Genomic DNA, 24,105 nt, shown 5'->3' on the forward strand with positions numbered 1-24,105 from the left:
GCGCATCCTTGCCGCGCGATTTTTCACAGCCGCGGCGCCGAAACTTGATCGAGCAACTGCCCCAGCACCTGGTCCACCGAGAGCCCCTCGATGTCCAGCTCCGGCGCCAGCCTTACGCGATGGCGCAGCACGGCCAGGGCGCAGCCCTTGATGTCGTCCGGGACCACGAATTCGCCACCGCGCAGCAGCGCCCGGGCCCTTGCGCAACGTACCAGCGCGATCGAGGCGCGCGGCCCGGCGCCCAGCGTCAGCCCCGGCCAGCTGCGAGTGGCGCGGGCCAGGCGGACGGCGTAGTCGAGGACCTGATCGTCCATCGGCAGGTCACTGGCGATGCGCTGCAAGGCCTGCACATCCTTGGCTTGCAGCACCGTGCGCAACGGTTGCACGTCAAGCATGTCGGCCCGGGTCGAGCGGCTGACCTGGCGGACCATGTCCAGTTCCTGGTCGGCATCGGGATAGTCCATGCGGACCTTGAGCATGAAGCGGTCGAGCTCGGCTTCCGGCAGCGGGTAAGTGCCTTCCTGTTCGATGGGGTTCTGGGTCGCCAGCACCATGAATGGTTGGGCGATCGGCAGGGCGCGGCCTTCCAGGGTGACCTGGCGTTCCTGCATGGCCTCGAGCAGCGCCGCCTGGGTTTTTGCCGGCGCGCGGTTGATCTCGTCGGCCAGCAGAAGGTTGGTGAAAACCGGACCCTTGCGCAACTTGAACTGCTCGGTCTGCAAGTCGTACACCGCATGGCCGGTGACGTCGCTGGGCATCAGGTCGGGCGTGAACTGGATGCGCGCGAACTCGCCACTGAAACAGCGCGCGAGCGCGCGCACCAGCAGCGTCTTGCCCAACCCTGGAACGCCTTCGAGCAGCACATGCCCGCCAGCGATCAACGCCGTGAGCACATCGTCGACCACCGCAGCCTGGCCGACCACCGCCTTGTGCAGTTCGGTACGGATCGCCTGGGCCAACTGGCTGGCGCGCTGGCGCTGTTGGGCGGCATGGGCCTGGCCGTCGACAGGTTCGTTCTGTTCAGTCATAAGGCATTCCTGAGAGTTTGCAAAAGGGCAACCTGGCGGCAGAACTCAGTGCTGGACATGCGCTGCGCCGGCCGGGGGCTGAGGGCCTGGCTGATGGTTCGCGTGGGTTGGCGGGTCAGGCGTGCAAGCACTTGCCATTGTTCGGCGACGACCAGCCGTTCGAAACCTGGATGAAGCTGGCGCGCCCGGCGCAACACGTCATGCTGCAAACTCTGCAACAGGTGTTGCCGGCCGTGGTGGCGCAGCTGGAACGCGGCGCTGGCCTGCAGGTGTTCCAGTAACTGCCGTCGCGCCTTGGGGGCGGGTTGTTGCAACGGGCCATGCCGCACCGCCGAGCGCCAGAACCACAGCCCGATCAGGACCAGCAGCGCCACCAGGGCCTGGGGGAAATAGCGCAGCAGCAGGGTCAGCAGGTTGTCGTGCTCGATGTCGAACAGCAGCGTGACATTCGTGTCGGCACTCAGGTACCAGAGCAGCCAGGCGTTGTCGTATTGGTCGATCTGGTCGTTCTTCCAAAGCTCGGCGTCAGTGAGCACAGTGATGGTGCCCAGGCCGTGGTTCAGTTGCATCATGTGAGTTGCCTGTTCGCTGTTGGCCCAGGCCTGGGCGAGGTTCTGCGGGTCTTCGAGATGGAAGTCGGTGTCGAAGCCGACATAGGCCGGCGCTTCTTCATCTTCCAGATAAAGCTTGGTCAGTTCGGGGTAGCGATCCTTGATGAGTTCGGCGTCGGATTCCTCGAGGTCCTTGCTGAGGAGTTGGCGCAGACCCACGCGGTCCAGCAACAAGTCGCCGCTGCTGCTGGTGCTGTCATCCCACAAGGCCTCGGCGACGAACAGCAGCCGTCCGCCGGCCCGGGTCCAGTTCATCAACTGGTCTGCCTCCCGTGGCGTCATGTCGCTCCGCTCGCCCAGCAACAGCAGGCTGCGCTGGTGGGGTTCGAGGCCGGGCAGGACGTCCAGGCTGTTGGCGTGTTCGACTTCTACCCCATGCCGACGCAGGTAATGTTCCGCCGCCAGGTAGGGATTGGCCTGGGCTTCGGGGGATGGGCCGTGATCAATGGTTTCCTGGTAGGGCACCGCTTTCGTGGACAAGTAGACGCCCACTGCACAGACCAACGCCGCAACCAGCGCCGCGACCAGCCATCCGGCGCGGCGGCTCATCGGGAAACTCCCGGACCGAACAGGCCGCGCCAGCCATCGCACAGCTCCCGTTGCAGGTGCGGCGCTGGTGGACGGTGCCCGTAGGCGATGTTTTGCCAGTGCTGGGTCAGGTTTTTGCTGAAGACCAGCAGGTCCGGCTGCTGGAGTCGTTCGACGCGCAGCAACACCTGGCCTTCCGTGTCCGCGGGTTTCAGGGGGATGGCGAATTCATGGTGCAATCGGCTGAGCAAGGCTCGATAGAGCAAACCCAACGCCTCGCGAGGCGCGGTGGACCATAACTGCTCGGCGCGGCTCGCCACATCCTCCGGCAGGCTCTCTTCGCGAATATCCAGGCCGAACATCTGCACCGGCGCAGCGGGTTTCGAATGCATGCGCTGTGCTGGCCTACGGTTCGCCAGGGTCTTGAGACTATGGCGGTAATGCCAGGCCAGCCAGGCGATGGCCGTCAACAGGGCCGCCCAGAGCAGCACCTGGATCAGCGCGGCAATACCCTCGAAGCGTTTTTTCGACAGCCATTCGAACAGCGATTTGAGCCAGCCCGGCGCTCCATCGGTTTCAGCTGGCTCGGCTGATTCGTCTGGTTTTTCGGCTTCTTCGCCGAAACGATAGCGGGTGATCGTTTCCGGATTCTTGAATGGCGGCGCTTCGAGAATCGCTTCAATGCTCTCCCGAGAGGCCTCGCTGGTCAGCGGCTGATTGAGCAAGCGCGGGCTGTCGGGACCGTTGTCGTCCTGCGCGGCCCAGGCAGGTGGCGCCAACGGCAGCAGCGTCATTGCCAGCAGCAACAGCGCCGGGGCCAAGCCGGCCAGGCGCTGGCGCAGGCGCCGGAATACCAGTTCGATGTCCCAGGCCTCGAGAATCGTGCGGCGGTTCAGGTAGAGGCTGAAGCCACAGGCGACGTAAACCGGTTCCCAGAAAATCAGCAGCAGTGGATACAGGAAGTTGACCAGGTGCTCGAGCCACAGCCAGTCGTGCTCGGCCACGGCGATCAGGGTCTGCCAGTCCCATTCCAGCTCGACCTGTTGCGGTATGAACAGATAGAACAGCGCCATCAGGCCGAACCACAGCGCGGTTTCCAGGTGCACGCCGATGATGGTCAGCCACTGCGCCGCGCCGCCGTTGCGCTGCAGCAGGACGCGCAAGCGTTGCTCGCGCGCCTCGCCGGCCAGGCCTTCGAGTTGCATCACCGGCATCAGGAAGCTGCGGTTCAGGCTCAGCCGTCGCCAGGTCAGGCTAGCCAGCAATTGCGGCTTGAGCAGCGCGGGCCATTGGCGCAACGCCTGCTTCAGCGTAGGCGGCTCGCCAAACAGGGCCTTGGACAAAATGAACAGGGGCAGGCGGTCGAAGGCCGGTTTCAGCCACCAGAACACAATGACTACCAGCGACGGCGAGTCCCACAGCAACAGGGTCAGCAGCGCATACACCGGTAGCGTGACGATGGCCCAACTGGTCATCAGCAGCCGTCGGTGCTGCTGGCTCATCAGCACGCCGAGGTCCATGGCTTCCCAGGTGGTGCGGGGGCGGATGACAACGCTGGCGTCACTCAGGCGCATGGTGGCCTCGTCCGGCAAACAGCAGATACCCGAGCACCAGCAGCCACAACAAGGCGCCGACGATGTATTTGGTGGTGGGTGTCACCGCGCTGGAGGACCAGTAGGCCTCGACGAACGCGGCGATGAGCAGCAACAGCACCACGCCGCCGATTATCAGCACGCTCTTGCCGGCGGCGAGCCGTAACGCTTCGCCTCGGGTGAGGCGCCCCGGCGCGATCAATGCCCAACCGAGCAACAGGCCCGCCGCGCCGGCCAGCACGATGGCGGTGAGTTCGAAGGCGCCGTGGCCGATCACGAATGACCAGAACGTCGATCCCGAACCGATCTGGGTCAGGTGCCCGGCCACCGCGCCAATGGTCAGGCCGTTGAAGAACAGGAAGAATGCGCTGCCCAGGCCAAACAGCAAGCCGCTGGCGAACGTCTGAAAGGCAATACCGATGTTGTGCATGATGTAGTAGCCGAACATGACCCAGTCTTCGCTGGCGGCCCGCTCGATCGAGCGCCCCAGGTGGCCGGCGGCAGGGTCGTACATGCCGCGTATCTGGCTGGCTTCTTCGACGCTCAACACGCTGTAGACCAGTTCGGGGAACAGGTAGACCAGCAGCCCGATGCCGACCAGGCTACCAAGGAACATCAAGGCCGCCGCCAGCACGAATCGCCATTGCTCACGAATCAGTCGGGGGAAACCGGCCAGGATGAAGGTCGACAGGCTGGCCGAGAACCGGCCGCGGTCCCGGTAGAGTTGCTGGTGACCACGCAGGGCCAATTGCTGCAACGCGTCTATTAAAAGGCTGCTGTAGCCCCTGGCCTGGGCCAGCGTCAGGTGGTGGCAGAGGCGTCGATAGGCATTGGGGAAATCGCTGCTCTGCGCGACGTTGCGGCTGCGCTCCAATTGGTCGAGCTGTTGGGACAGACGGTCCCATTCCTCTTGATGACGTTTTTCGAAAAGGCTTTGTTTCATGTCGGCCCCAGCAGGCCGCGGGCGATGCCATTGAGTTCGGCCACGGCTCCGGAAGGGTGCACCTTCAGCGGCGCGGCCAGGATCGTCGCCAGTTCGGTGACCCTGGCACCGGACAGTTCTGCCTGGCGCTCGGCGAAGCCCAGCACGGCACGCTGCTCGTTGAGGTCGAGGACAAAAGGTGGCCGTATCGGTCGGGCCGATGGCAGGATGGGGCGTTTGATCGCTTGTTCGCGATAAACCACCAGGGTCCCGGCCGCCAGGTCGCCCAGGCGCTTGAACGCTGGATGCTGCAGGCAGGTAATCGCCCCGAACGCATAGCCGAAGGGCAGCATGTCGACGAAGCGCAGCAGGTTGCGGATCAGCGAGGCCGACCAGTCGACAGGCCGGCCGTCATCCTGCACCACGCGCAAACCCATGATCTGCTTGCCGGGGGAACGCCCTTGGTTCAGCACCTCGAACAGCACCATGTACCACCAGCTGATGACGAACAGCAGGATCGAGCCCAGGCCGACGCCCAGTTCGCCAAAAAACGCCAGGATCAGGAACAGCAGGCCCAAGGCCAGCCCCCGTATGCCGAGGTCGATGGCAAAGGCCAGGGCGCGAGGCATCAACCCCGCCGGGCGCAGCGGCAGGTCGATGCCCTCGGGCGTCTCGACCTGGTAACGCGTGTCCAGTGGCGCGGGCAGCGGCGCGTTCCTTTGCAATGCTGGTGTCTCGAGCATGGGCAACCTGTGAGGGGGCGGTTCGAACGTTCGATCTCGGCCCAGATGCTAGCAGTCTTCGTGCAGGCGCACGATACAACTCTGTGGGTCATTTCACGCTTCATGTAAACAACAGGGATCTTGCGGGAGGGCGCAGGTTTGCGCCTCCCAGGTATTCAAAAGTTACAGCAGCGCTGGCCGCCGGCCGGTTGCAGCGCCTAGACTTCGCCAGTCCTCAGCACAGGAACCACCCGTGACCTCCATTTTCTGGTACGACTACGAAACCACCGGCATCAATCCGCGTTGCGACCGCCCCTTGCAGGTGGCCGGGATACGTACCGATTTCGAACTCAATGAAATCGATGAACCGGTGAACCTGTACTGCCGGCCCAGCGATGACATCCTGCCCCATCCTGCCGCATGCGCGATCACCGGGATCACACCGGCCTGCCTGGCGGAAAAAGGCTTGAGCGAGGCCGATTTCATGACCCGCGTCCATGCGCAACTGGCCGCGCCCGGGACCTGTGGCGCCGGCTACAACACGCTGCGCTTCGATGACGAGATGACCCGCTACAGCCTTTATCGGAATTTCTTCGACCCGTACGCACGGGAATGGCAGGGGGGCAACAGTCGCTGGGACCTGATTGACCTGGTGCGGGCCGCCTATGCGTTGCGCCCCGATGGGATTGTCTGGCCGCAGGAGGAGGGGCGCGTCACCCTCAAGCTCGAACGCCTGACCGCCGCCAACGGCATCGACCATGGCCAGGCCCATGATGCGCTGTCGGATGTACGTGCGACGATTGCCCTGGCCCGGTTGATCCGTGAGAAACAACCCCGGCTTTACGACTGGCTGTTCCAGTTGCGCACTAAACAGAAAGTGATGGACCAGGTCCGCCTGCTACAGCCCATGGTGCACATCTCCGGGCGCTTCTCGGCGGCGCGAAACTACATCGGCGTGGTCCTGCCGCTGGCCTGGCATCCGAAGAACCGCAACGCCCTGATCGTCTGCGATCTGCATATGGATCCTCAAGGGCTGCTGGACCATGACGCCGAAATCCTGCGCCAACGCTTGTATACCCGCCGTGAAGAGTTGTTGGAAGGGGAATTGCCCGTACCCCTCAAGCTTATTCATATCAACAAGTGCCCGGTGGTCGCGCCGCTGTCAGTCCTGCGCGACGAGGACCAGCAACGCCTGCAACTGGACATGGAGGGTTATCGCCAGCGGGCGCTGCGGCTAAGTGACGCACAGCAAGTCTGGCACGATAAACTCCAGGCGATTTATGGTCGCGAGGATTTCACTGCGAGCGAGGACCCCGAACAACAGTTGTACGCTGGATTCATGGGTGATCGTGATCGGCGTTTGTGCGAACAAGTGCGCCAGGCAGATCCCGACCAGTTGGCGGGGGAACGTTGGCATTTCGATGATGAGCGCCTGCCGGAATTATTATTCCGATACCGGGCCCGTAACTTCCCCGACACCTTGAGCACCGAAGAGCAGGCACGCTGGAAACTATTTTGCCAGCAGCGACTGAAATCACCGGAGTGGGGTGCGCCTAATACCCTGGAAAGTTTTGATGAGGCGATGACGCAGTGGCTGGCGCTTTCCAGCCCAATGCAGCAAGAGGTGCTGACTCAATGGCAGGGCTATAGCCAGCAATTGCGCAAACGTTTAAGCCTTTGAGTCGCCGCACTGCCATGTAAGGAAATAAATCAGAAGTGGACAGGCAACAAAAAACGCCAGCAATCGCTGGCGTTTTTTTCTGCGTCGAGAACGCTTCGAACCGCCGGAGCTTAGCCCAGCAGGGTCGCCCAGCCTTCAACCACGTCGCCGCCCCACTTGGCTTTCCACTCTTTCAGAGTCTTGTGGTTGCCGCCTTTGGTTTCGATGACTTCACCGTTGTGCGGGTTCTTGTATTGCTTAACTTTGCGAGCGCGCTTGGTACCGGTAGTTTTCACAGCGCCACGCGGGGCTTTGCTCGACTTGGACTCTGGATCCAACAGGGCGATGATATCGCGCAGGGACTTCGAGTATTCACCCATCAGCGTGCGCAGTTTGCCTTCGAATTCCAGTTCTTTTTGCAGTTTGTCGTCTTTGGACAGGTCGGCCAGACGTTGTTGCAGTTCTTCAATGGCTTGTTTTGTAGCGTTGTATTCGGTGATCAGGGACATGGGGACTACCTTATGTAGGACGCTGGTGACAAGGAGACAGTGGGGTAATAGTAATCAGACAGTTTCATCAAGTAAACATTTAAGCAGTGTTTATTTAATTAATAGTGCGCTAGCACAGAGTGAGCGCCGTGAAATAAATAATGTGATGCAGTCTTCACATCTGTTCACGATAAAGCTTGCCACGCGGGCATTGGCAGTCCCGGTCAGCCACTGCTGGGCGCGATGTGTGATCGATACTGCAGTTTTGCCGCGCAATGGCTAGAATGGCCGCCTTTGCGAAGTTCTGGAGTTCCCTAATGCGCACTTTTCGGCTGGTGATCGCTTGCCCGGACCGCGTCGGTATCGTTGCTAAAGTCAGTAACTTTCTGGCGTCCCATAACGGCTGGATCACTGAAGCAAGCCACCATTCGGACAATCAGAGTGGTTGGTTTTTCATGCGTCACGAGATACGCGCCGACTCGCTGCCCTTCGGCATCGAAGCCTTCCGCGAGGCATTCGCCCCGATTGCCGAAGAGTTTTCGATGGACTGGCGTATCACCGATACCGCGCAGAAAAAGCGCGTAGTGCTGATGGCCAGTCGTGAGTCCCACTGCCTGGCTGATCTGTTGCACCGCTGGCACAGCGATGAGCTCGATTGCGACATCGCCTGTGTCATTTCCAACCATGACGACTTACGCAGCATGGTGGAATGGCACGGCATCCCGTACTACCACGTACCGGTCAACCCGCAGGACAAGCACCCGGCGTTCGCCGAGGTCTCGCGGCTGGTCAAGCAGCACGACGCCGAGGTGGTGGTACTGGCCCGCTACATGCAGATCCTGCCGCCGTCGCTGTGCAGCGAATATGCGCATAAAGTCATCAACATCCATCACAGTTTCCTGCCGTCGTTTGTCGGTGCCAAGCCTTACCACCAGGCCTCGATGCGCGGTGTGAAGCTGATCGGCGCCACGTGCCACTACGTGACCGAAGAGCTGGACGCCGGCCCGATCATCGAGCAGGACGTGGTCCGTGTCAGCCACAGCGACAGCATTGAAGACATGGTGCGCTTCGGCCGCGACGTGGAAAAAATGGTCCTGGCGCGCGGCTTGCGCTATCACTTGGAAGACCGCGTACTGGTGCACGGGAACAAGACCGTGGTCTTCTGATCTGTAGTCTTCTGACTCTATGTGGCAAGGGAGCTTTCTCCCTTGCCACGAACCTCGAGGCATGAATCCCATGACCGATCCCTTGGACAAAGCCACCGCCAGAGCGCCGGCAACCGTGGGCGAGGGTTGCCTGAGTCGCTACGATCCCGAAGGGCTGGGCCCGGAAGACGGCACCGAATTTCCCGACGCCGCCCAGCTGTGGGAAGAAATGCACAAGCAGCCCCAGGACGACCCCGAGTCCAAGGGCTGACCTCTCAGGCTTGCCGCAGCTTCATCAGCTTCTTGATCAACGGTCGCCCGACCATCATGAAGAACACCGGTCCTCCGGCCAGCAGATAGAAGTAATACGTCACCGCCCGCCAGATCAGGATCGCCGCCGCCGCGGTGGATTTGCCCACCATCGGCGCCAGCAACGCCGCCGAGGTCAACTCCGCCGCTCCGGCGCCGCCCGGCAACAGGCTGAACTGCCCAGCGCTGAGGGACAGCATCTGGATCAGGAAACTCCAGGCCCATTGCAGATCCGCCCCGAGTCCTTTTAATGCCAGGTACAGCACGCTGTAGCGCAGGACCCAGTGCAGGCAGGTCAAGACGAACACCTGGAACAGCGTCTGGCGTGGCAATTTCAGAGTGTCGGTAAATGCCGCGAGGAAATTCAGGATCTTGCGTCCCCAGCGTCGACGGGTCACCGGCTTCACTCGCAAATGCCGCAACAGCCGCGCACCCAGGAGAATCAGCCTGCGATGGTAGCGGGCCACCAGCGCGCAGCAAAAGAGCCCGCCGAACAATGAAACCGCGCTCAGCCCCAGCATCCATTCCATGCGCTGGCTGAGGTTCTGGAAAAGTGCATAAAACAGGATGCCCAACAAGGCGCAGAGAAAAAACAGCAGGTCGCTCAACTGATCCATGGCGAACACCGCGCTGCCATGGGCGGGGCGCACGCCGTTGCGCGCGAGCAGCGCCATCAGCGTCAGCGGCCCGCCACTGCCGCCGGGCGTCGCGCACATCGCGAACTCGGTGGACATCACCACGCCAATGCTTTTCAACCCGCCTATGCGCCCACGGTGTTCACCCAGCAGCAAGCGCAGGCGCACCGAGTTGAGGCCCCAGCAGAGTACGATCATGCCAAGCATGACCAGCAGCAAGGACAGCGGAAAGCGCTGCAACCGCGACCACATCTCCCCGCCGCCCACGAGCATCGGGACCAATACCGCAATCAACAGGGCGGCGCCTAACCAGACCAGCCGTTTCATGCGGCACTGCTGACTGGCTGGCGCAGTGACGCCAGCCAGTCGATCTTGGTCATCGGCACGCGCCCGTCCTCAAGCAGGCGCTCCAGGGTTCGCAGCCAGTAGTTGCGGGAAAATCCGTGGCGCATGTCTACGGGGTGCAGGCCCAGGCGAATGACCGGTGCCTGGCGCCAGCGCTGTTCACGCCGGTCGCTGATGACTTTTGACAGGCCTCGACGCCAGGCGCTGCGGGCGCTCCAGACCAGTCCCGGGGCATCGATCGGGGTGAACTCCGGCAAGCGGTAGAGGTGCTGGGTGTCGCTGGTATAACTCAACGGCAACTGGCGCAAGGCATGGCGCGTGCCTTCGCTCATCAGCCAGGCCGGTGCGACGAAGCCTTGCAGCGGCCACTGGTAGCGCTGAAAGATCTCGATGCCGGCGCGAAGGCGGGTGAGGGCCGCTTCCTCGGACAGACCGTAGAACTCCCCTTCATGGGTATAGACCCGGCGCATGAACCAGTCCTTGGGATGAAGCGCCGGCGGACCGTCATCACAGTGGTAATAACCGTGCAGCACCAGTTCATCGCCGCGTTCGACCCGGCTGTCGAGCATGCGCCGGAAGCCGGGATGTTCGTCGAGCGCGTTGGCGTGGTGGAAGTCCGGCACCACCAGCCAGGTCATCGGCACCTGGCCGAGGGCGTCGACGGCTTCGACGAAGGGCTGGTAGTCGGGCCAGGTTTGCGGTGCGACATCGTGCAGCACCAGCAGCAGGCTGGATTGAGCGGTCATCGACATGGGCCTCGACTCAACCATTGGCTAGCAGGGGCATTTCTGCGCCGAGCACGCTGTAATAGTGGCCCAACAGACTATTGACCACCGAATCCCAGGCGTAATGACGTTCTACATGTCGGCGTGCTTTTGCGCCGCGTTGCTGGCAGCCTTCGGCGAACAGTTGCCGAACGGCGTTGGCCATCGCCTGTGGATTGTCGGGCGCGCACAGCAGGCCACAGTCCTCGTGGACGATTTCATTGAAGGCGCCTGCCGCGACCGCTACCACCGGGATGCCGCTGGCCATTGCTTCGAGGATTACCAGGCCGAAGGTTTCCTGGTCGCCTGCGTGCAGCAGGGCGTCGGCGCTGGCCATCAGCCGGGCGACTTGCGGAGCCGGGCAGAATTCGTCGATCACCGTGACGTTGTCCGGCACCACGGCTGGCATGGAAGAGCCCACCAGCAGCAGGTGATAGCGTTCGCCCAGGCGTTTCATGCATTTGAGCAGCACCGGCAGGTTTTTTTCCTTGGAGCCGCGACCGGCGAAAATCAGCAGGCGCGCATCCTCGGCGATGCCCAGTTCGGCCCGCAGTTCCGGGTCGCAAGCGGCGGGATTGAAGGTCTGCAGGTCTACCCCCAACGGCTGCACGTAGACATTTTTGACCCCGAGTCCGGTGAGTTTGTCGGCCATGACCTGGCTCGGCGCGAGCACCCGGTCGAAGTTGCCGTACAGTTTGCTGACATAGGCTTCGATATTGGGCGTGAACCAGTTGCCCATGCGGTTGCTTACCAGCAACGGCAGGTCGGAGTGATAAAAGCCGATCACGGGCACGTCCAGCTGTCGCCGGGCATCCAGGGCGGCCCAGGCGGTGAGGTAAGGGTCGCCGACCTCGATCAGGTCGGGCTGCAAGTCGCGCAGGACATTACGCCAAGGGGCCAGGCGCAGCGGGAAGCGGTAGCCCTTGCCAAAGGGCAGCGGAGGGGCCGGGACCTTGTAGATCCCATCCTGCTCGCTCAAATGCGCGCCGGGGATCAGAAGACTATGGCGAATACCCGGCCGATTGCCCAGGCGCCGGTGCTTGGCATCCAGATAAGTGCGTACACCTCCGCTGGCGGGGGCGTAGAACATGGTTATGTCCGCTATATGCACGATGAACATCCCTCCGGTCTGTGTTCTCCCCTTGTTGACCTTGGGTAAGAATAGATGTTCGGTTGGGGTTGGGTGCAGTAAAGGAATGCGTTGTCGGGCACTCTTCCCGAGCAGGCTCGCTCCCACAGGGTTCTGTACTCAACATAGGTCCAAATTGTGGGAGCGAGCCTGCTCGCGAAGGGGCCAGTGCTGGTTGCAGGCTATTATTCTGCCGCTCGGGCCTTATTGCACTGGGCATGCTTTTATATAAGCGCGCAAAATGGCGTCATACCGCAAACCCACAGGTGACCAAATGCCTGATTCATCGCAACTCGTTATCGGGGCCGACCTGGCCGGCCAACCTGTCGCCCAGGCCATGCGCCTGGCCAATCGTCATGGGCTGGTGGCGGGCGCCACCGGCACCGGCAAGACCGTCACCTTGCAGCGCCTGGCCGAGATGTTCAGCGATGCCGGCGTGGCGGTGTTCGCGGCGGACATCAAGGGTGACCTGTGCGGCCTCGGCGCCGCCGGCAATCCTCAAGGCAAGATCGCCGAGCGCATCGCCGGCATGCCCTGGCTCGGCCATGAGCCCCAGGCCTATCCGGTGACCTTGTGGGATATCCACGGCCAGTCCGGTCATCCGCTGCGCACGACGTTGAGTGAAATGGGCCCGTTGTTGCTCGGCAGCCTGCTGGAACTGACGGACAGCCAGCAAGCGGCGTTGTACGCAGCGTTCAAGGTCGCCGACCGCGAGGGCCTGTTGTTGCTCGACCTCAAGGACCTGAAGGCGCTGCTCAATCACCTCAAGGACAACCCTGAATTGCTCGGGGACGACGCGGCCCTGATGACCACCGGTTCCAGCCAGGCCTTGATGCGCCGACTGTCCACCCTGGAACAGCAGGGCGCGGACGCCTTGTTCGGTGAACCGGCGTTGCAGCTTGAAGACATCCTGCAACCGGCCAGTGACGGCCGTGGCCGCATTCATCTGCTGGACGCCAGTCGTCTGGTCCATGAAGCGCCGAAAGTCTACGCGACGTTCCTGCTGTGGCTGCTGGCCGAGCTGTTCGAGCAACTGCCCGAGCGCGGCGATGCGGACAAACCCTTGCTGGCGTTGTTTTTCGATGAGGCACATTTGTTGTTCGCCGGCACGCCCAAGGCGTTGCAGGAGCGCCTGGAACAAGTGGTGCGGCTGATCCGCTCCAAGGGCGTCGGGGTGTATTTTGTCACCCAGTCGCCGGGCGATCTGCCGGACGACGTGCTCGCGCAGTTGGGATTGCGCATCCAGCATGGCCTGCGAGCGTTCACCGCCAAGGAACAGAAATCCCTGCGGGCGGTGGCTGACGGTTTTCGACCGAATCCACAATTCGATGCCCTGGCGGTGCTGACCGAGCTGGGCATCGGTGAAGCGCTGGTCGGCACCTTGCAGGAAAAAGGCACGCCGGAAATGGTCCAGCGTGTGCTGGTGGCGCCGCCGCAGTCGCGCATCGGGCCGTTGACCGCGGCCGAGCGTGCCGGGCTGATCGCCAGCTCACCGTTGCAGGGCCGTTATGACAAACCCATCGACCGCGAGTCGGCCTATGAAGTGTTGATGGGGCGCAAGGGGCTGGAGCCGCAGGCCGAAGCCGTGCCAGGCAAACCGGCCGCCGAGGAGCCGAGCTTCACCGAAAAGGCCGGGGAATTCCTCGGCACCGCCGCCGGCCAGGCGCTGAAGTCGGCGATGCGCCAGGCGGCCAATCAGTTGGGCCGGCAGTTGGTGCGTGGGTTGATGGGATCGTTGCTGGGGGGCAGCAAGCGGCGTTAGATCGAAGACCGAGTCGCCGCCTTCGCGAGCAGGCTCGCTCCCACAGGAGATCTCCTGCGCGCGCAAGCCTTGTGCCTCACGCAGATCCATTGTGGGAGCGAGCCTGCTCGCGAAGGCTATTCAACAGCCGAAAAAAATCTCAATCCTTGGGCCGCGCATGCGCCGCCAATCGCTCCAGGGCTGCCCGCAGGTTGGGGTCGCTGATGCCATCGGCCGTGGCCTGGATGGTGGCGGCAGCGTCGGTGGACAGATCCAGCGTATGACCCTTGGCGCCGACTTGCACCGTGGGCGGCTGGACCTTGAACAGGATTCGCGTCAGGTTGGCGAACTCCTCGAATACCTGCAATTGGCGCAGCAGGCGCTTTTGCTGGTAGCGCAGGCGCGTGGCCCAGTGACCGTCGGTGACGATCAGCAACAAACTGCCTTCCCGCCAGGACGCTACGTGACAATGCTCGCGCGCAGCGGGCTGTAGCTGGCTGTCGAGCAGGCGCTGCAAGTGCCCCAGGCGTCTGGCGTGGCCGAAGATGGCTTTCAGCGGCTTGGCTTCGCGCAGCAGAACGGCGGGCGCCTTGGCTGGAAGAGGGCGAAAGGCCATGGTTGATTACCGCAAGTGACAAAGGCGCCATGGTAGCAGAAAGCGCCAGATACGCCCGAGCCCTGCCGCCCGGTGGCTTTTACTCGCATAATCAATGAGTAACTTCTGCGTTTTGTGGGTTGAAGTTCGCGCAAAAGCCCTTATTTTAGGGAGGCCCCGTCACAGCGCTGTGCCAGCATCGTGGAATAACGCCACTTTCCTCTCCATCGTTTCCGGGTAGAATGCTCGTTCGCATGCGGCCATGAGGGCTGCACGGGCGACTCATGGGGCCGCCCTCCATCCCTTTAGTGTGGAAGATCCTGCCGATATGTTTGCGCCTTTGTTAAAGAAACTTTTTGGAAGCAAGAACGAGCGTGAAGTCAAACGCATGCTCAAGACGGTACAGATCGTCAATGCCTTCGAAGAGCAAATGGTGGCCCTTTCGGACGATCAGTTACGCGCCAAGACCGCCGAATTCAAGGACCGCATCGCCAAGGGCGAGACCCTTGACCAGATCCTGCCCGAAGCTTTCGCGGTCTGCCGTGAAGCCGGCAAGCGGGTCATGGGCATGCGCCACTTCGACGTCCAGTTGATCGGCGGCATGACCTTGCATGAAGGCAAGATCGCCGAAATGCGCACCGGTGAAGGCAAGACCCTGGTGGCGACCCTGGCGGTATATCTCAACGCACTGTCCGGCAAGGGCGTGCACGTGGTGACGGTCAACGACTACCTGGCCCGTCGCGACGCCAACTGGATGCGCCCGCTCTATGAATTCCTCGGCCTGACGGTCGGCGTGGTCACGCCGTTCCAGCCGCCGGAAGAGAAGCGCGCGGCCTACGCCTCGGACATCACCTACGGCACCAACAACGAATTCGGTTTCGACTACCTGCGCGACAACATGGCGTTCAGCATGGAAGAAAAATTCCAGCGCGAACTCAACTTTGCCGTGATCGACGAAGTCGACTCCATCCTCATCGACGAAGCCCGTACGCCGCTGATCATTTCCGGGCAGGCCGAAGACAGCTCCAAGCTGTACATCGAGATCAACAAGCTGATCCCGCAGCTCCAGCTGCACGTCGAAGAAGTCGAAGGCGAAGTGACCCAGCCCGGCCACTACACCGTCGACGAGAAGACCCGCCAGGTCGAGCTCAACGAATCCGGTCACCAGTTCATCGAAGAGATGCTGACCCGCGTCGGCCTGCTGGCTGAAGGCGAAAGCCTCTACTCGGCCCATAACCTGGGCCTGCTGACCCACGTCTACGCCGGCCTGCGTGCCCACAAGCTGTTCCATCGCAACGTCGAATACATCGTCCAGGACGGCCAGGTCGTACTGGTTGACGAACACACCGGCCGCACCATGCCGGGCCGTCGCCTGTCCGAAGGCCTGCACCAGGCCATCGAAGCGAAGGAAGGCCTGAACATCCAGGCCGAGAGCCAGACCCTGGCCTCGACCACGTTCCAGAACTACTTCCGCCTGTACAACAAACTGTCCGGCATGACCGGTACCGCCGACACCGAAGCGTTCGAATTCCACCAGATCTACGGCCTGCAAGTGGTGGTGATTCCGCCGAACAAGCCGCTGGCGCGCAAGGACTACAATGATCTGGTGTTCCTGACCGCCGAAGAGAAATACGCGGCGATCATCAACGACATCAAGGAAGGCATGGCCCAGGGCCGTCCGATCCTGGTGGGTACCGCGACCATCGAGACCTCCGAGCACATGTCCGCCTTGCTCGCCAAGGAAGGTATCGAGCACAAGGTTCTCAATGCCAAGTTCCACGAGAAGGAAGCCGAGATTATCGCCCAGGCCGGTCGCCCGGGTGCGTTGACCATCGCCACCAACATGGCCGGCCGTGGTACCGACATCCTGCTGGGCGGCAACTGGGAAGTCGAAGTGGCTTCGCTGGAAAACCCGACCCCCGAGCAGATCGCGCAGATCAAGGCCGACTGGCAGAAGCGTCACCAGCAGGTGCTCGAATCCGGTGGCTTGCAGGTGATCGCGTCCGAGCGTCACGAATCGCGCCGTATCGATAACCAGCTGCGTGGCCGTGCCGGTCGCCAGGGCGACGCCGGCTCCAGCCGCTTCTACCTGTCCCTGGAAGACAGCCTGATGCGCATCTTCGCCTCTGATCGGGTGAAGAATTTCATGAAGGCCCTGGGCATGCAGCCGGGCGAGGCGATCGAGCACCGCATGGTGACCAACGCCATCGAGAAGGCTCAGCGCAAGGTCGAGGGCCGCAACTTCGACATCCGCAAGCAGTTGCTTGAGTTCGACGACGTCAACAACGAGCAGCGCAAAGTGATCTATCACATGCGCAACAGCCTGTTGGCCGCCGACGACATTGGCGAAACCATCGCCGATTTCCGCCGCGAAGTGCTCGACGCCACTGTCAGCGCACACATTCCGCCGCAGTCGCTGCCGGAGCAGTGGGACGTTGCTGGTCTGGAAGCCTCCCTGCGCAGTGATTTCGGCGTGTCGTTGCCGATCCAGCAGTGGCTCGACGAGGATGATCACCTCTACGAAGAAACGCTGCGCGAGAAACTTCTGACCGAACTGATCGCCGCGTACAACGAAAAAGAAGACCAGGCCGGCGCCGAAGCGCTGCGCTCGTTCGAGAAGCAGATCGTGCTGCGGGTGCTGGACGACCTGTGGAAAGACCATCTGTCGACCATGGATCACCTGCGCCACGGTATCCACTTGCGTGGCTACGCGCAGAAGAATCCGAAGCAGGAATACAAGCGCGAGTCCTACACGCTGTTCTCCGAGCTGCTGGATTCGATCAAGCGCGACTCGATCCGGGTCCTGTCCCACGTTCAGGTTCGCCGCGAAGATCCGGTCGAAGAAGAAGCCCGCCTGCGCCAGGAGGCCGAAGCCCTGGCCGCGCGCATGCAGTTCGAGCACGCCGAAGCTCCGGGCCTGGAAGTGGTCCAGGCGATGGAAGAGGGCGTCGATGTGGACGTGGCACTGGCCACCGCACCGGTACGCAACGAGCAGAAACTGGGCCGAAACGAGCTGTGCTATTGCGGCTCGGGCAAGAAATACAAGCATTGCCACGGGCAGATCCAATAAACCCGTTTCAACGCTGAGCGACCCGCGCCGCGACAAGAGTCTCTTGTCGCGGCGTTTTGCCATTTGATTCGCCGTCTTGATGAAGGCGGTGCTGAAATAATTTTATAAGGAGCGCATTCATGGCTGTTGGTCTTGGTCCGTTGCCAACGTTGCACCCGGTTGCCGGTTTTGAACTTGGTATCGCCTCGGCGGGCATCAAGCGTCCCGGGCGCAAGGATGTGGTGGTCATGCGTTGCGCCGAGGGCTCGACGGTGGCCGGCGTGTTCACGCTCAATGCGTTTTGCGCCGCGCCGGTGATCCTGGCCAAGCAACGCGTGCAAGGGCCGGTGCGTTACCTGCTGACCAACACCGGTAACGCCAACGCCGGCACCGGCGCGCCAGGCTTGGCCGCCGCCGAGCGCACCTGCGCCAGGCTGGCTGAACTGACCGGTGTCGACGCCAGCCAGGTGCTGCCGTACTCCACGGGTGTGATCGGCGAACCGCTGCCGGTCGAAAAAATCGAAGGCGCGCTGCAAGCCGCCCTTGATGACCTCTCGGAAAACAACTGGGCCGCGGCCGCCACCGGCATCATGACCACGGACACCTTGCCCAAGGGTGCGAGCCGCCAGTTCCAGCACGACGGTGTAACCGTGACCGTGACCGGCATCAGCAAGGGCGCCGGCATGATCCGCCCGAACATGGCGACCATGCTCGGTTACATCGCCACCGACGCCAAGGTCTCCCGCCAGGTGCTGCAGGACCTGATGCTCGACGGCGCCAACAAGTCCTTCAACCGCATCACCATCGACGGCGACACCTCGACCAACGACTGCTGCATGCTGATCGCCACCGGCAAGGCCAACCTGCCGGAGATCACCGAAGCCAGCGGTCCGCTGTTCGCGGCGCTGAAACAGGCGGTGTTCGAGGTGTGCATGGAAGTGGCCCAGGCCATCGTCCGCGACGGCGAAGGCGCGACCAAGTTCGTTACCGTACAGGTCAACGGTGGTGGTAATCACCAGGAATGCCTGGACGTCGGTTATACCGTGGCGCATTCGCCGCTGATCAAGACCGCACTGTTTGCTTCCGACCCGAACTGGGGTCGTATTCTCGCCGCTGTCGGCCGCGCCGGGGTGCCTGAGCTGGACGTGAGCAAGATCGACGTATTCCTCGGTGAGGTCTGCATCGCCAGCCAGGGCGCCCGGGCGACGACCTACACCGAGGCGCAGGGCGCGGCGGTGATGCAGCAGGAGGAAATCACCATCCGCATCGAGCTGGGGCGTGGCGATTGCAGCGAAACGATCTGGACCACCGATCTGTCCCACGAGTACGTCAAGATCAACGCTGAGTATCGGACTTAAAACCGAGTCGTTCCATTCGCGAGCAGGCTCGCTCCCACAGGGATTCTGTGAACGCCGCAGATTCAGTGTGGGAGCGAGCCTGCTCGCGAAGGCGGCAGTACAAACACCCCCAGAACCAAAAGAAAGGAATCCAAATGAGCCTGCACCTGATCATCGGCGATAAACGAGCTTCTTCCTGGTCCCTGCGGGGCGCGCTGGCCTTGTCGTTGACCGGCGCGAACTACACCGAAGAACTGGTCAGGCTCGGCCAGCCCGATACCCGCGAAAAACTGCTGAAGTATTCGGCCACGGCCAAGGTCCCGCTGCTCAAGACCGGGTTCGGCGTGATCGCCGACTCCCTGGCCATTGCCGAGTACCTGGCCGAGCAGTTTCCCGAGGCCGGTCTCTGGCCCAAGGATGTAGCGGCACGGGCCCAGGCTCGTTCGGCCTGTGCGCAGATGCACAGTGGTTTTTTTGCCATCCGCACCCACATGCCGTTCGATCTGGGCCGCGATGCGCCGTTGTCACCGATTCCGGCGGATGTGCAGGCGGAAATCCAGCGGATGCTGGCGTTGTGGGCAGAGTGCCGCGCGGCGGCTACCGAAGCCGGGCCCTACCTGTTTGGTACCCTGAGCCTGGCTGACGTATTTTTTGCGCCGATTGCCGTGCGCTTGCGCACCTACCAGGTGGAACTGCCGGAAGTCGACGCGGCCTACGTTGAAACCCTTTATCAATGGCCGGCCTTCAAAACGTGGCAACAAGCTGGCCTGGAGGAAATTGCCCGGTGAAACGCGTACATGTAGCGGCGGCGGTCATTCGCGACGCCGCCGGCAGAATCCTGATTGCCCGCCGGGCCGATTCCCAGCACCAGGGCGGTTTGTGGGAATTCCCGGGGGGCAAGGTCGAGGCCGATGAGTCGGTCGAAACGGCGCTGGCCCGGGAGCTTCTCGAAGAGTTGGGCATTGTCGTCAGCGCTGCCCGGCCACTGATCAAGGTGCGCCACGATTATCCGGACAAGCAGGTGTTGCTGGATGTCTGGGAAGTCTCGGCGTTCAGCGGCGAGCCCCATGGCGCCGAAGGCCAGCCGCTTGCCTGGGTGACGGCCCGTGAATTGACCAACTACGAGTTTCCAGCGGCCAATCAGCCAATCGTCGCGGCGGCCCGTTTGCCGGGCGAGTACCTGATCACCCCTGAAGGCCTTGAAACGCCCGCCTTGCTGCGTGGCATTCAAAAGGCTGTCGCTGGCGGGATCAAGCTGCTGCAACTGCGCGCGCCCAACGGTTACGACCCGCAATACCGTGACCTGGCGGTGGACGCGGTGGGGCTGTGTGCCGGCAAGGCGCAATTGATGCTCAAGGGGCCGTTCGAATGGCTGGGTGACTTTCCGTCTGCCGGCTGGCATATCACCGCCGCGCAACTGCGCAAGCATGCGGCGGCGGGTCGGCCGTTCGGCACCGATCGCTGGCTGGCGGCCTCGTGCCACAACGCCGAGGAACTCTCCTTGGCTCAGCAGATGGGCGTGGATTTCGTGACGTTGTCACCCGTGCAACCGACCCAGACCCATCCCGATGCGCAGCCATTGGGGTGGGAAGAGGCTGCGCGACTGATCGAGGGGTTCGACAGGCCGGTGTATCTGTTGGGCGGGGTAGGCCCCGATCAGCGGCAGAAAGCCTGGGAAGCCGGGGCGCAAGGGGTAGCGGGGATTCGGGCGTTCTGGCCTGACGCTTGATTCTATGGGTGTGTCTGCTGGCCTCTTCGCGAGCAGGCTCGCTCCCACACTGGATTTCGGCGTTCACAAAACCTCTGTGGGAGCGAGCCTGCTCGCGAAGAGGCCCTGACAGCGCCTATGCTTCAACTCTCAGGCTTTGCCGCCGCCTCCCAAAGCACTTCCGCCACACCCTGGCGCCGGGCGATGACCCGCGCCGCCACGAACAGCAGGTCCGACAACCGATTGATATACGCCAGCCCCGGCCCGGCCAGTGGTTCCACTGCGTTCAACTGTTGGCAACGGCGCTCGGCGCTACGGGCCAGACTGCGGCACACATGGGCCTGGGCGATCAGGGTCGAGCCGCCGGGCAGGATGAAATTCTCCAGCGGCCCCAACTCTTCATTCCACATATCGATGGCCGCTTCCAGGCGCGCCACTTCTGCATCGTTCAGGGCCTGATAGGTCGGCATCGCCAGCTCGCCGCCGAGGTCGAACAGCCGATGCTGACAAGGCGCCAGCACCTCGGTTACTTCCTTCAACGCCGGGTAACGTTCCATTTCGGCGGCAAGCCCGGCCAGCAACAAGCCCAGTTGGCTGTTCAGCGTATCCACTTCGCCGATGGCCTCGATCCGCGGATGATCCTTCGCCACCCGGCGACCATCCCCCAGTCCGGTTTCACCTTTGTCCCCGGTACGGGTGTAAATCTTCGACAGACGAAAACCCATGTTCAGCGCTCCACTTGCTTGTGTTCTTGCGCCACCATCGAAGTGCCCGCCAGCGGCAGGCGCAGGGTGAAGCAAGTGCCTTGGCCCGGCGCTGATTGCACTTCCATCTGGCCCTTGTGGTTGTTGGTGATGATGAAATACGACACCGACAATCCGAGCCCGGTGCCCTGGCCGATCTCCTTGGTGGTGAAGAACGGCTCGAAGGTACGCTTGCGCACGTTCTCGCTCATGCCGATGCCGTTGTCCTCGACCTGGATTTCCGCCCACGGCGGATTCAGCCGTGTACGCAGGATGATACGGCCGGGCTCGCTGTCGTCCTGGCGTTGATGGATGGCCTGGGCGGCGTTTTTCAACAGGTTGAGCAATACCTGCTCCAGTTCGTTGGCGGTGCCTGGCACCGGGCCGAGGTTGGGGTCGAACTGGCGGATGATCGCCTGGCCCTTGAAGTCGAAACCGATCGCCAGATCGAAGTCGTTACCGGCAATTTCCACAGCCTGGTCGATGAGTGCTGGCAGGTCGCAAGGCGCCATCTGCCTTGTGCTGCGGCGGCTGAAGCTGAGCATGTGGGTGACGATTTTCGCTGCCCGGGCGCCGGCCTGCTGGATGCCATCGAGCAACTGCGGGATCTCCCGGCTTTCCAGATAGCGGTTGACCACCGGTAAATCGATCCCCAACTGCTCGGCCTGCTCAAGGTTCTTCGGCAATTCCGCAGACAGGCGTCGGCGAATATTCTGCACGTTGTGCAGGATCGCCCCCAGCGGATTATTGATCTCATGGGCCATGCCCGCCGCGAGGCCGCCTACCGAGAGCATTTTTTCCGATTGCACCATCATTTCCTCCAGCGACAGGCGCTGGGTGATGTCATCGATGCGGATCACCACGCCGCGCCCGGCACCGCCCATCAAAGGATAGAAAGTCAGGGCGTAATGCCGGGCTTCATCGTCCTTGGTCCAGGTGACGCGCTCGATCTTGGCCACTGTGTGCTGTTCCACCGTCTGCTTGAGCTGCGGCAGGTACGGCTTGAGCGGCTCGAAGGCGAGGAAAATCGGCTGGTTCAGCGCCTCATCCAGCCGGGTGCCGGAAAGGGCGCTGGCCTCCTGGTTCCATTGCGTGACATAGAGCTGTTCGTCGAGGGCAATCAGCGCCGACGGCATGGAGTCGATGATGCTGTTGAGGTAGTTCTGGAAGCCGGTGAGTTTTTTCTCGATTTTGCTGCGGACCTGGACTTCCAGCTCCAGCTTGCGGTTGGTGTGACGGGTTTCTTCCGCCAGGCCCTGGGCCTGGTCGTAGGCGGCCTGGGAATCGTCGCGGGCGCGCTTGAGCTGCTGCTCCCGGGCTTCGATCCGCGAGAGCATGGTGTTGAACGCTTCGGCCAGGCTGCCGATTTCGTCGTGGTTGCCCCGGGCGGCGCGCAGGGAATAGTTTTCTTCGCGGGTGACCTGGCGCGACAACTCTTCGAGTTGATGGATCGGCTGGGTGATCAGCCGCTTGATCTGCTGGGCAATGACCAGCCACAACAGCACGCTGAAAATCAGGATGCCCAGGCTGGCGGTCAGGGTACCGGTGTAGAACGCGGTGGGCAGTTCGCTGCTGGCCACCAGCAGGAGATGGCCGGGCGCCGTGCCGGGGCGGGGCAGGGTAATGACCTGGTTGCTGCGAAACTCCCCGGCCTGCCAGGCCTGCATGTTACGGAAATGCTCCGGCAACTTGAGCTTCTCGCCCTGTTGCAACTGGGCCAGGCGTACGCCGTCACCGTCATACAGTGCCGCTGCCCGCAGCGGCGCATAGCTGTTGAGTTCATCGAGCAGGCGCTTGGCACTTTGCGGCGATTGCAATGCGTCGGAGATCAGGCTCGGGTTGGCTACCAGTCGGCCGATGGTCTGCAAGGCCTGGGGTGCCATGCTTTCCTGGGAAATGTAATAGGCCGCGCTGATAAAGGTCAGGTTGGCCACCAGCAGAACCGTGGTCAACAATACCAACAGGGCCGCCAGCAGTTTCTGGCCGACCGGGAGATTTTCAAGGCGCTGGCGCAATGGCATCTGACTCGTCGCTGAAAGGGAACACGAGGGCCAGCGTAGCCGCTGCTCAGTCGCTGGGCAATCCGAGGTTGTCCAAGTGGGCAATCAGGCGCTGGCGCATCTGTTCAAGATGCGGCACCGCCACGTCATGGCGCCGCGCGACGGCGCAGGCATGGCCGAGCAGATAGCTGATTTCGGTACGTCGCCGGTTGGCAACGTCCTGGTACATGGAGGAATAGTTGGCGGCTGTGGCCTGGATCACCCGTTCCACCTCCGACTTTAAATCCTCAGCCGCCGTCGGCTGGCCGCAGCGTTCGAGCAGATCGGCGAGCTCCGCGCACAAGGTCGCCACTTCGCAGCGGTGTTCCTGCAAGCCGCCGTTTTTGCACTGATGCAGTACCGTCAATGGGTTGATTGCACAGTTGAGCGCCAGTTTGCGCCACAGGCGGGTGAGGATGTCGGCGCTCCATTCGTGGGGAATGCCGGCCATGCCCAGGTCATCCAGCCAGACCGGCGCCACCGGCTGGGCGGGGTCGCCCAGCCAGGTGTAGCCGTGGCCGGCGAACACCACGCGCCAGTCACCGTCGCGAAACGCGCCTTCGGTGCTGGAGGCGCTGATACAGCGGGCCTGGGGGACGCGGTTCGCCACGGCGTCCTGGCTGCCGAGGCCGTTCTGCAGCAGGATCAGTTCGCTCTCGCCATCCAGGCGATGGGCGACCGAAGCCACAGCCGCCTCCGCGTCATAGGCCTTGCAGGCCAGCAGCAAGCGTTTTATCGGTTCGAGGCCCTGCGCGGTTTCGCCTGGCACCGGGTAACACTGCGCCTGGCCTTGTTCCACCAGCGTCAGCCCTCCGGCCTCCCGGTAAGCCTGCAGCCGTTGTTCATTGCGCAACACCAGCCGCACCGGCAGGCCGGCCCGGGCCAGGCGCGTCGCCCACAAGGTGCCGAGGCTGCCGGCGCCCAGGACGTGCCAGGTGGTGGACATCAGTTTTTTACTCGGTTTGGCGCAGGCATCTGAGGCGCTCGCGGTAACGACGGGAAAAGACCCGTTATA

The 24,105-nt window shown here is 62.5% G+C and carries 21 protein-coding genes; 8 read left to right on the forward strand and 13 right to left on the reverse strand.

Annotated elements, in window-relative coordinates:
• Positions 1 to 23: 23 nt before the first annotated feature.
• The 5 genes from M1E16_RS05355 to M1E16_RS05375 are packed head-to-tail and all read right to left on the reverse strand — an operon-like array spanning position 24 to position 5,424.
• Entirely contained in the window at positions 24 to 1,028 is a 1,005-nt protein-coding gene (locus M1E16_RS05355; protein ID WP_434695720.1) for an AAA family ATPase, read from the reverse strand.
• Positions 1,025 to 2,188, reverse strand: a complete 1,164-nt coding sequence (locus M1E16_RS05360; RefSeq protein WP_458129370.1) for a DUF4350 domain-containing protein — start codon at positions 2,186 to 2,188, stop codon at positions 1,025 to 1,027. The genes M1E16_RS05355 and M1E16_RS05360 overlap by 4 nt, the downstream gene beginning before the upstream one ends.
• Positions 2,185 to 3,741, reverse strand: coding sequence for a DUF4129 domain-containing protein (locus M1E16_RS05365; RefSeq protein ID WP_458129371.1), 1,557 nt, complete (start codon positions 3,739 to 3,741; stop codon positions 2,185 to 2,187). The genes M1E16_RS05360 and M1E16_RS05365 overlap by 4 nt, the downstream gene beginning before the upstream one ends.
• Positions 3,728 to 4,702 carry a stage II sporulation protein M gene (locus M1E16_RS05370; RefSeq protein ID WP_458129372.1) on the reverse strand — a complete coding sequence of 325 codons (975 nt, stop codon included), beginning with the start codon at positions 4,700 to 4,702 and terminating at the stop codon, positions 3,728 to 3,730. Before M1E16_RS05370 ends, M1E16_RS05365 begins: the two co-directional genes overlap by 14 nt.
• Entirely contained in the window at positions 4,699 to 5,424 is a 726-nt protein-coding gene (locus M1E16_RS05375; RefSeq protein ID WP_434569646.1) for an RDD family protein, read from the reverse strand. Before M1E16_RS05375 ends, M1E16_RS05370 begins: the two co-directional genes overlap by 4 nt.
• Before the next feature lie 232 nt (positions 5,425 to 5,656).
• On the opposite strand from M1E16_RS05375, the gene sbcB reads away from it, so the two are divergent.
• Positions 5,657 to 7,084, forward strand: a complete 1,428-nt coding sequence (gene sbcB / locus M1E16_RS05380; protein WP_458129373.1) for an exodeoxyribonuclease I — start codon at positions 5,657 to 5,659, stop codon at positions 7,082 to 7,084.
• Between the two features lie 110 nt (positions 7,085 to 7,194).
• On the opposite strand, the gene mvaT is transcribed toward sbcB, so the two are convergent.
• The gene (mvaT, locus tag M1E16_RS05385) at positions 7,195 to 7,572 is read right to left on the reverse strand and encodes a histone-like nucleoid-structuring protein MvaT (RefSeq protein WP_305496444.1); all 378 of its coding nucleotides are present in this window, start codon (positions 7,570 to 7,572) and stop codon (positions 7,195 to 7,197) included.
• 296 nt (positions 7,573 to 7,868) lie between these two features.
• Between mvaT and purU the strand changes: the two genes are divergently transcribed.
• Both purU and M1E16_RS05395 read left to right on the forward strand, forming a co-directional pair.
• A complete protein-coding gene (purU, locus tag M1E16_RS05390) occupies positions 7,869 to 8,717 on the forward strand; it encodes a formyltetrahydrofolate deformylase (protein ID WP_305496443.1) in 849 nt (282 codons plus the stop codon).
• Between the two features lie 70 nt (positions 8,718 to 8,787).
• Positions 8,788 to 8,967, forward strand: a complete 180-nt coding sequence (locus M1E16_RS05395) for a hypothetical protein (RefSeq protein ID WP_458129374.1) — start codon at positions 8,788 to 8,790, stop codon at positions 8,965 to 8,967.
• 4 nt (positions 8,968 to 8,971) lie between these two features.
• Here M1E16_RS05395 and M1E16_RS05400 read toward each other — a convergent pair whose 3' ends face one another.
• Genes M1E16_RS05400 through M1E16_RS05410 form a run of 3 tightly spaced genes read right to left on the reverse strand, consistent with a single transcriptional unit; the run spans position 8,972 to position 11,869 of the window.
• Complete coding sequence (locus M1E16_RS05400; RefSeq protein ID WP_434625767.1) at positions 8,972 to 9,967, reverse strand: lysylphosphatidylglycerol synthase transmembrane domain-containing protein; 996 nt, start codon at positions 9,965 to 9,967, stop codon at positions 8,972 to 8,974.
• Positions 9,964 to 10,737, reverse strand: a complete 774-nt coding sequence (locus tag M1E16_RS05405) for a DUF2334 domain-containing protein (protein ID WP_458129375.1) — start codon at positions 10,735 to 10,737, stop codon at positions 9,964 to 9,966. Before M1E16_RS05405 ends, M1E16_RS05400 begins: the two co-directional genes overlap by 4 nt.
• Before the next feature lie 10 nt (positions 10,738 to 10,747).
• Positions 10,748 to 11,869 carry a glycosyltransferase family 4 protein gene (locus tag M1E16_RS05410; RefSeq protein ID WP_458129376.1) on the reverse strand — a complete coding sequence of 374 codons (1,122 nt, stop codon included), beginning with the start codon at positions 11,867 to 11,869 and terminating at the stop codon, positions 10,748 to 10,750.
• Positions 11,870 to 12,152: 283 nt separating this feature from the next.
• On the opposite strand from M1E16_RS05410, the gene M1E16_RS05415 reads away from it, so the two are divergent.
• Positions 12,153 to 13,640: a helicase HerA-like domain-containing protein gene (locus tag M1E16_RS05415; protein ID WP_434569640.1), complete on the forward strand. Its 1,488-nt coding sequence runs from the start codon at positions 12,153 to 12,155 to the stop codon at positions 13,638 to 13,640.
• A 139-nt stretch (positions 13,641 to 13,779) separates the two neighbouring features.
• Here the strand turns inward: M1E16_RS05415 and M1E16_RS05420 are convergent, their stop codons facing one another.
• Positions 13,780 to 14,235, reverse strand: a complete 456-nt coding sequence (locus M1E16_RS05420; RefSeq protein ID WP_458129377.1) for a DUF721 domain-containing protein — start codon at positions 14,233 to 14,235, stop codon at positions 13,780 to 13,782.
• Positions 14,236 to 14,542: 307 nt separating this feature from the next.
• On the opposite strand from M1E16_RS05420, the gene secA reads away from it, so the two are divergent.
• The 4 genes from secA (at position 14,543) to M1E16_RS05440 (ending at position 20,329) form a co-directional block, all read left to right on the forward strand.
• Positions 14,543 to 17,284 (forward strand): preprotein translocase subunit SecA, encoded by a 2,742-nt coding sequence (gene secA, locus M1E16_RS05425; protein ID WP_305496429.1) that lies wholly within the window; start codon positions 14,543 to 14,545, stop codon positions 17,282 to 17,284.
• 119 nt (positions 17,285 to 17,403) lie between these two features.
• The gene (argJ, locus tag M1E16_RS05430; RefSeq protein WP_434653534.1) at positions 17,404 to 18,621 is read left to right on the forward strand and encodes a bifunctional glutamate N-acetyltransferase/amino-acid acetyltransferase ArgJ; all 1,218 of its coding nucleotides are present in this window, start codon (positions 17,404 to 17,406) and stop codon (positions 18,619 to 18,621) included.
• 134 nt (positions 18,622 to 18,755) lie between these two features.
• Complete coding sequence (locus tag M1E16_RS05435; RefSeq protein WP_458129378.1) at positions 18,756 to 19,388, forward strand: glutathione S-transferase family protein; 633 nt, start codon at positions 18,756 to 18,758, stop codon at positions 19,386 to 19,388.
• A complete protein-coding gene (locus M1E16_RS05440) occupies positions 19,385 to 20,329 on the forward strand; it encodes a Nudix family hydrolase (RefSeq protein WP_434625753.1) in 945 nt (314 codons plus the stop codon). Before M1E16_RS05435 ends, M1E16_RS05440 begins: the two co-directional genes overlap by 4 nt.
• A 122-nt stretch (positions 20,330 to 20,451) precedes the next feature.
• On the opposite strand, the gene M1E16_RS05445 is transcribed toward M1E16_RS05440, so the two are convergent.
• The 3 genes from M1E16_RS05445 to M1E16_RS05455 are packed head-to-tail and all read right to left on the reverse strand — an operon-like array spanning position 20,452 to position 24,036.
• Positions 20,452 to 21,033: a cob(I)yrinic acid a,c-diamide adenosyltransferase gene (locus M1E16_RS05445; protein ID WP_458129379.1), complete on the reverse strand. Its 582-nt coding sequence runs from the start codon at positions 21,031 to 21,033 to the stop codon at positions 20,452 to 20,454.
• Positions 21,034 to 21,035: 2 nt separating this feature from the next.
• A complete protein-coding gene (locus M1E16_RS05450; RefSeq protein WP_434602950.1) occupies positions 21,036 to 23,072 on the reverse strand; it encodes a sensor histidine kinase in 2,037 nt (678 codons plus the stop codon).
• 46 nt (positions 23,073 to 23,118) lie between these two features.
• On the reverse strand, positions 23,119 to 24,036 hold the full coding sequence (locus M1E16_RS05455; protein WP_458129380.1) for a putative 2-dehydropantoate 2-reductase: 918 nt from the start codon (positions 24,034 to 24,036) through the stop codon (positions 23,119 to 23,121).
• Between the last annotated feature and the right edge of the window lie 69 nt (positions 24,037 to 24,105).

The organism is Pseudomonas sp. Z2-11 (assembly GCF_054161305.1).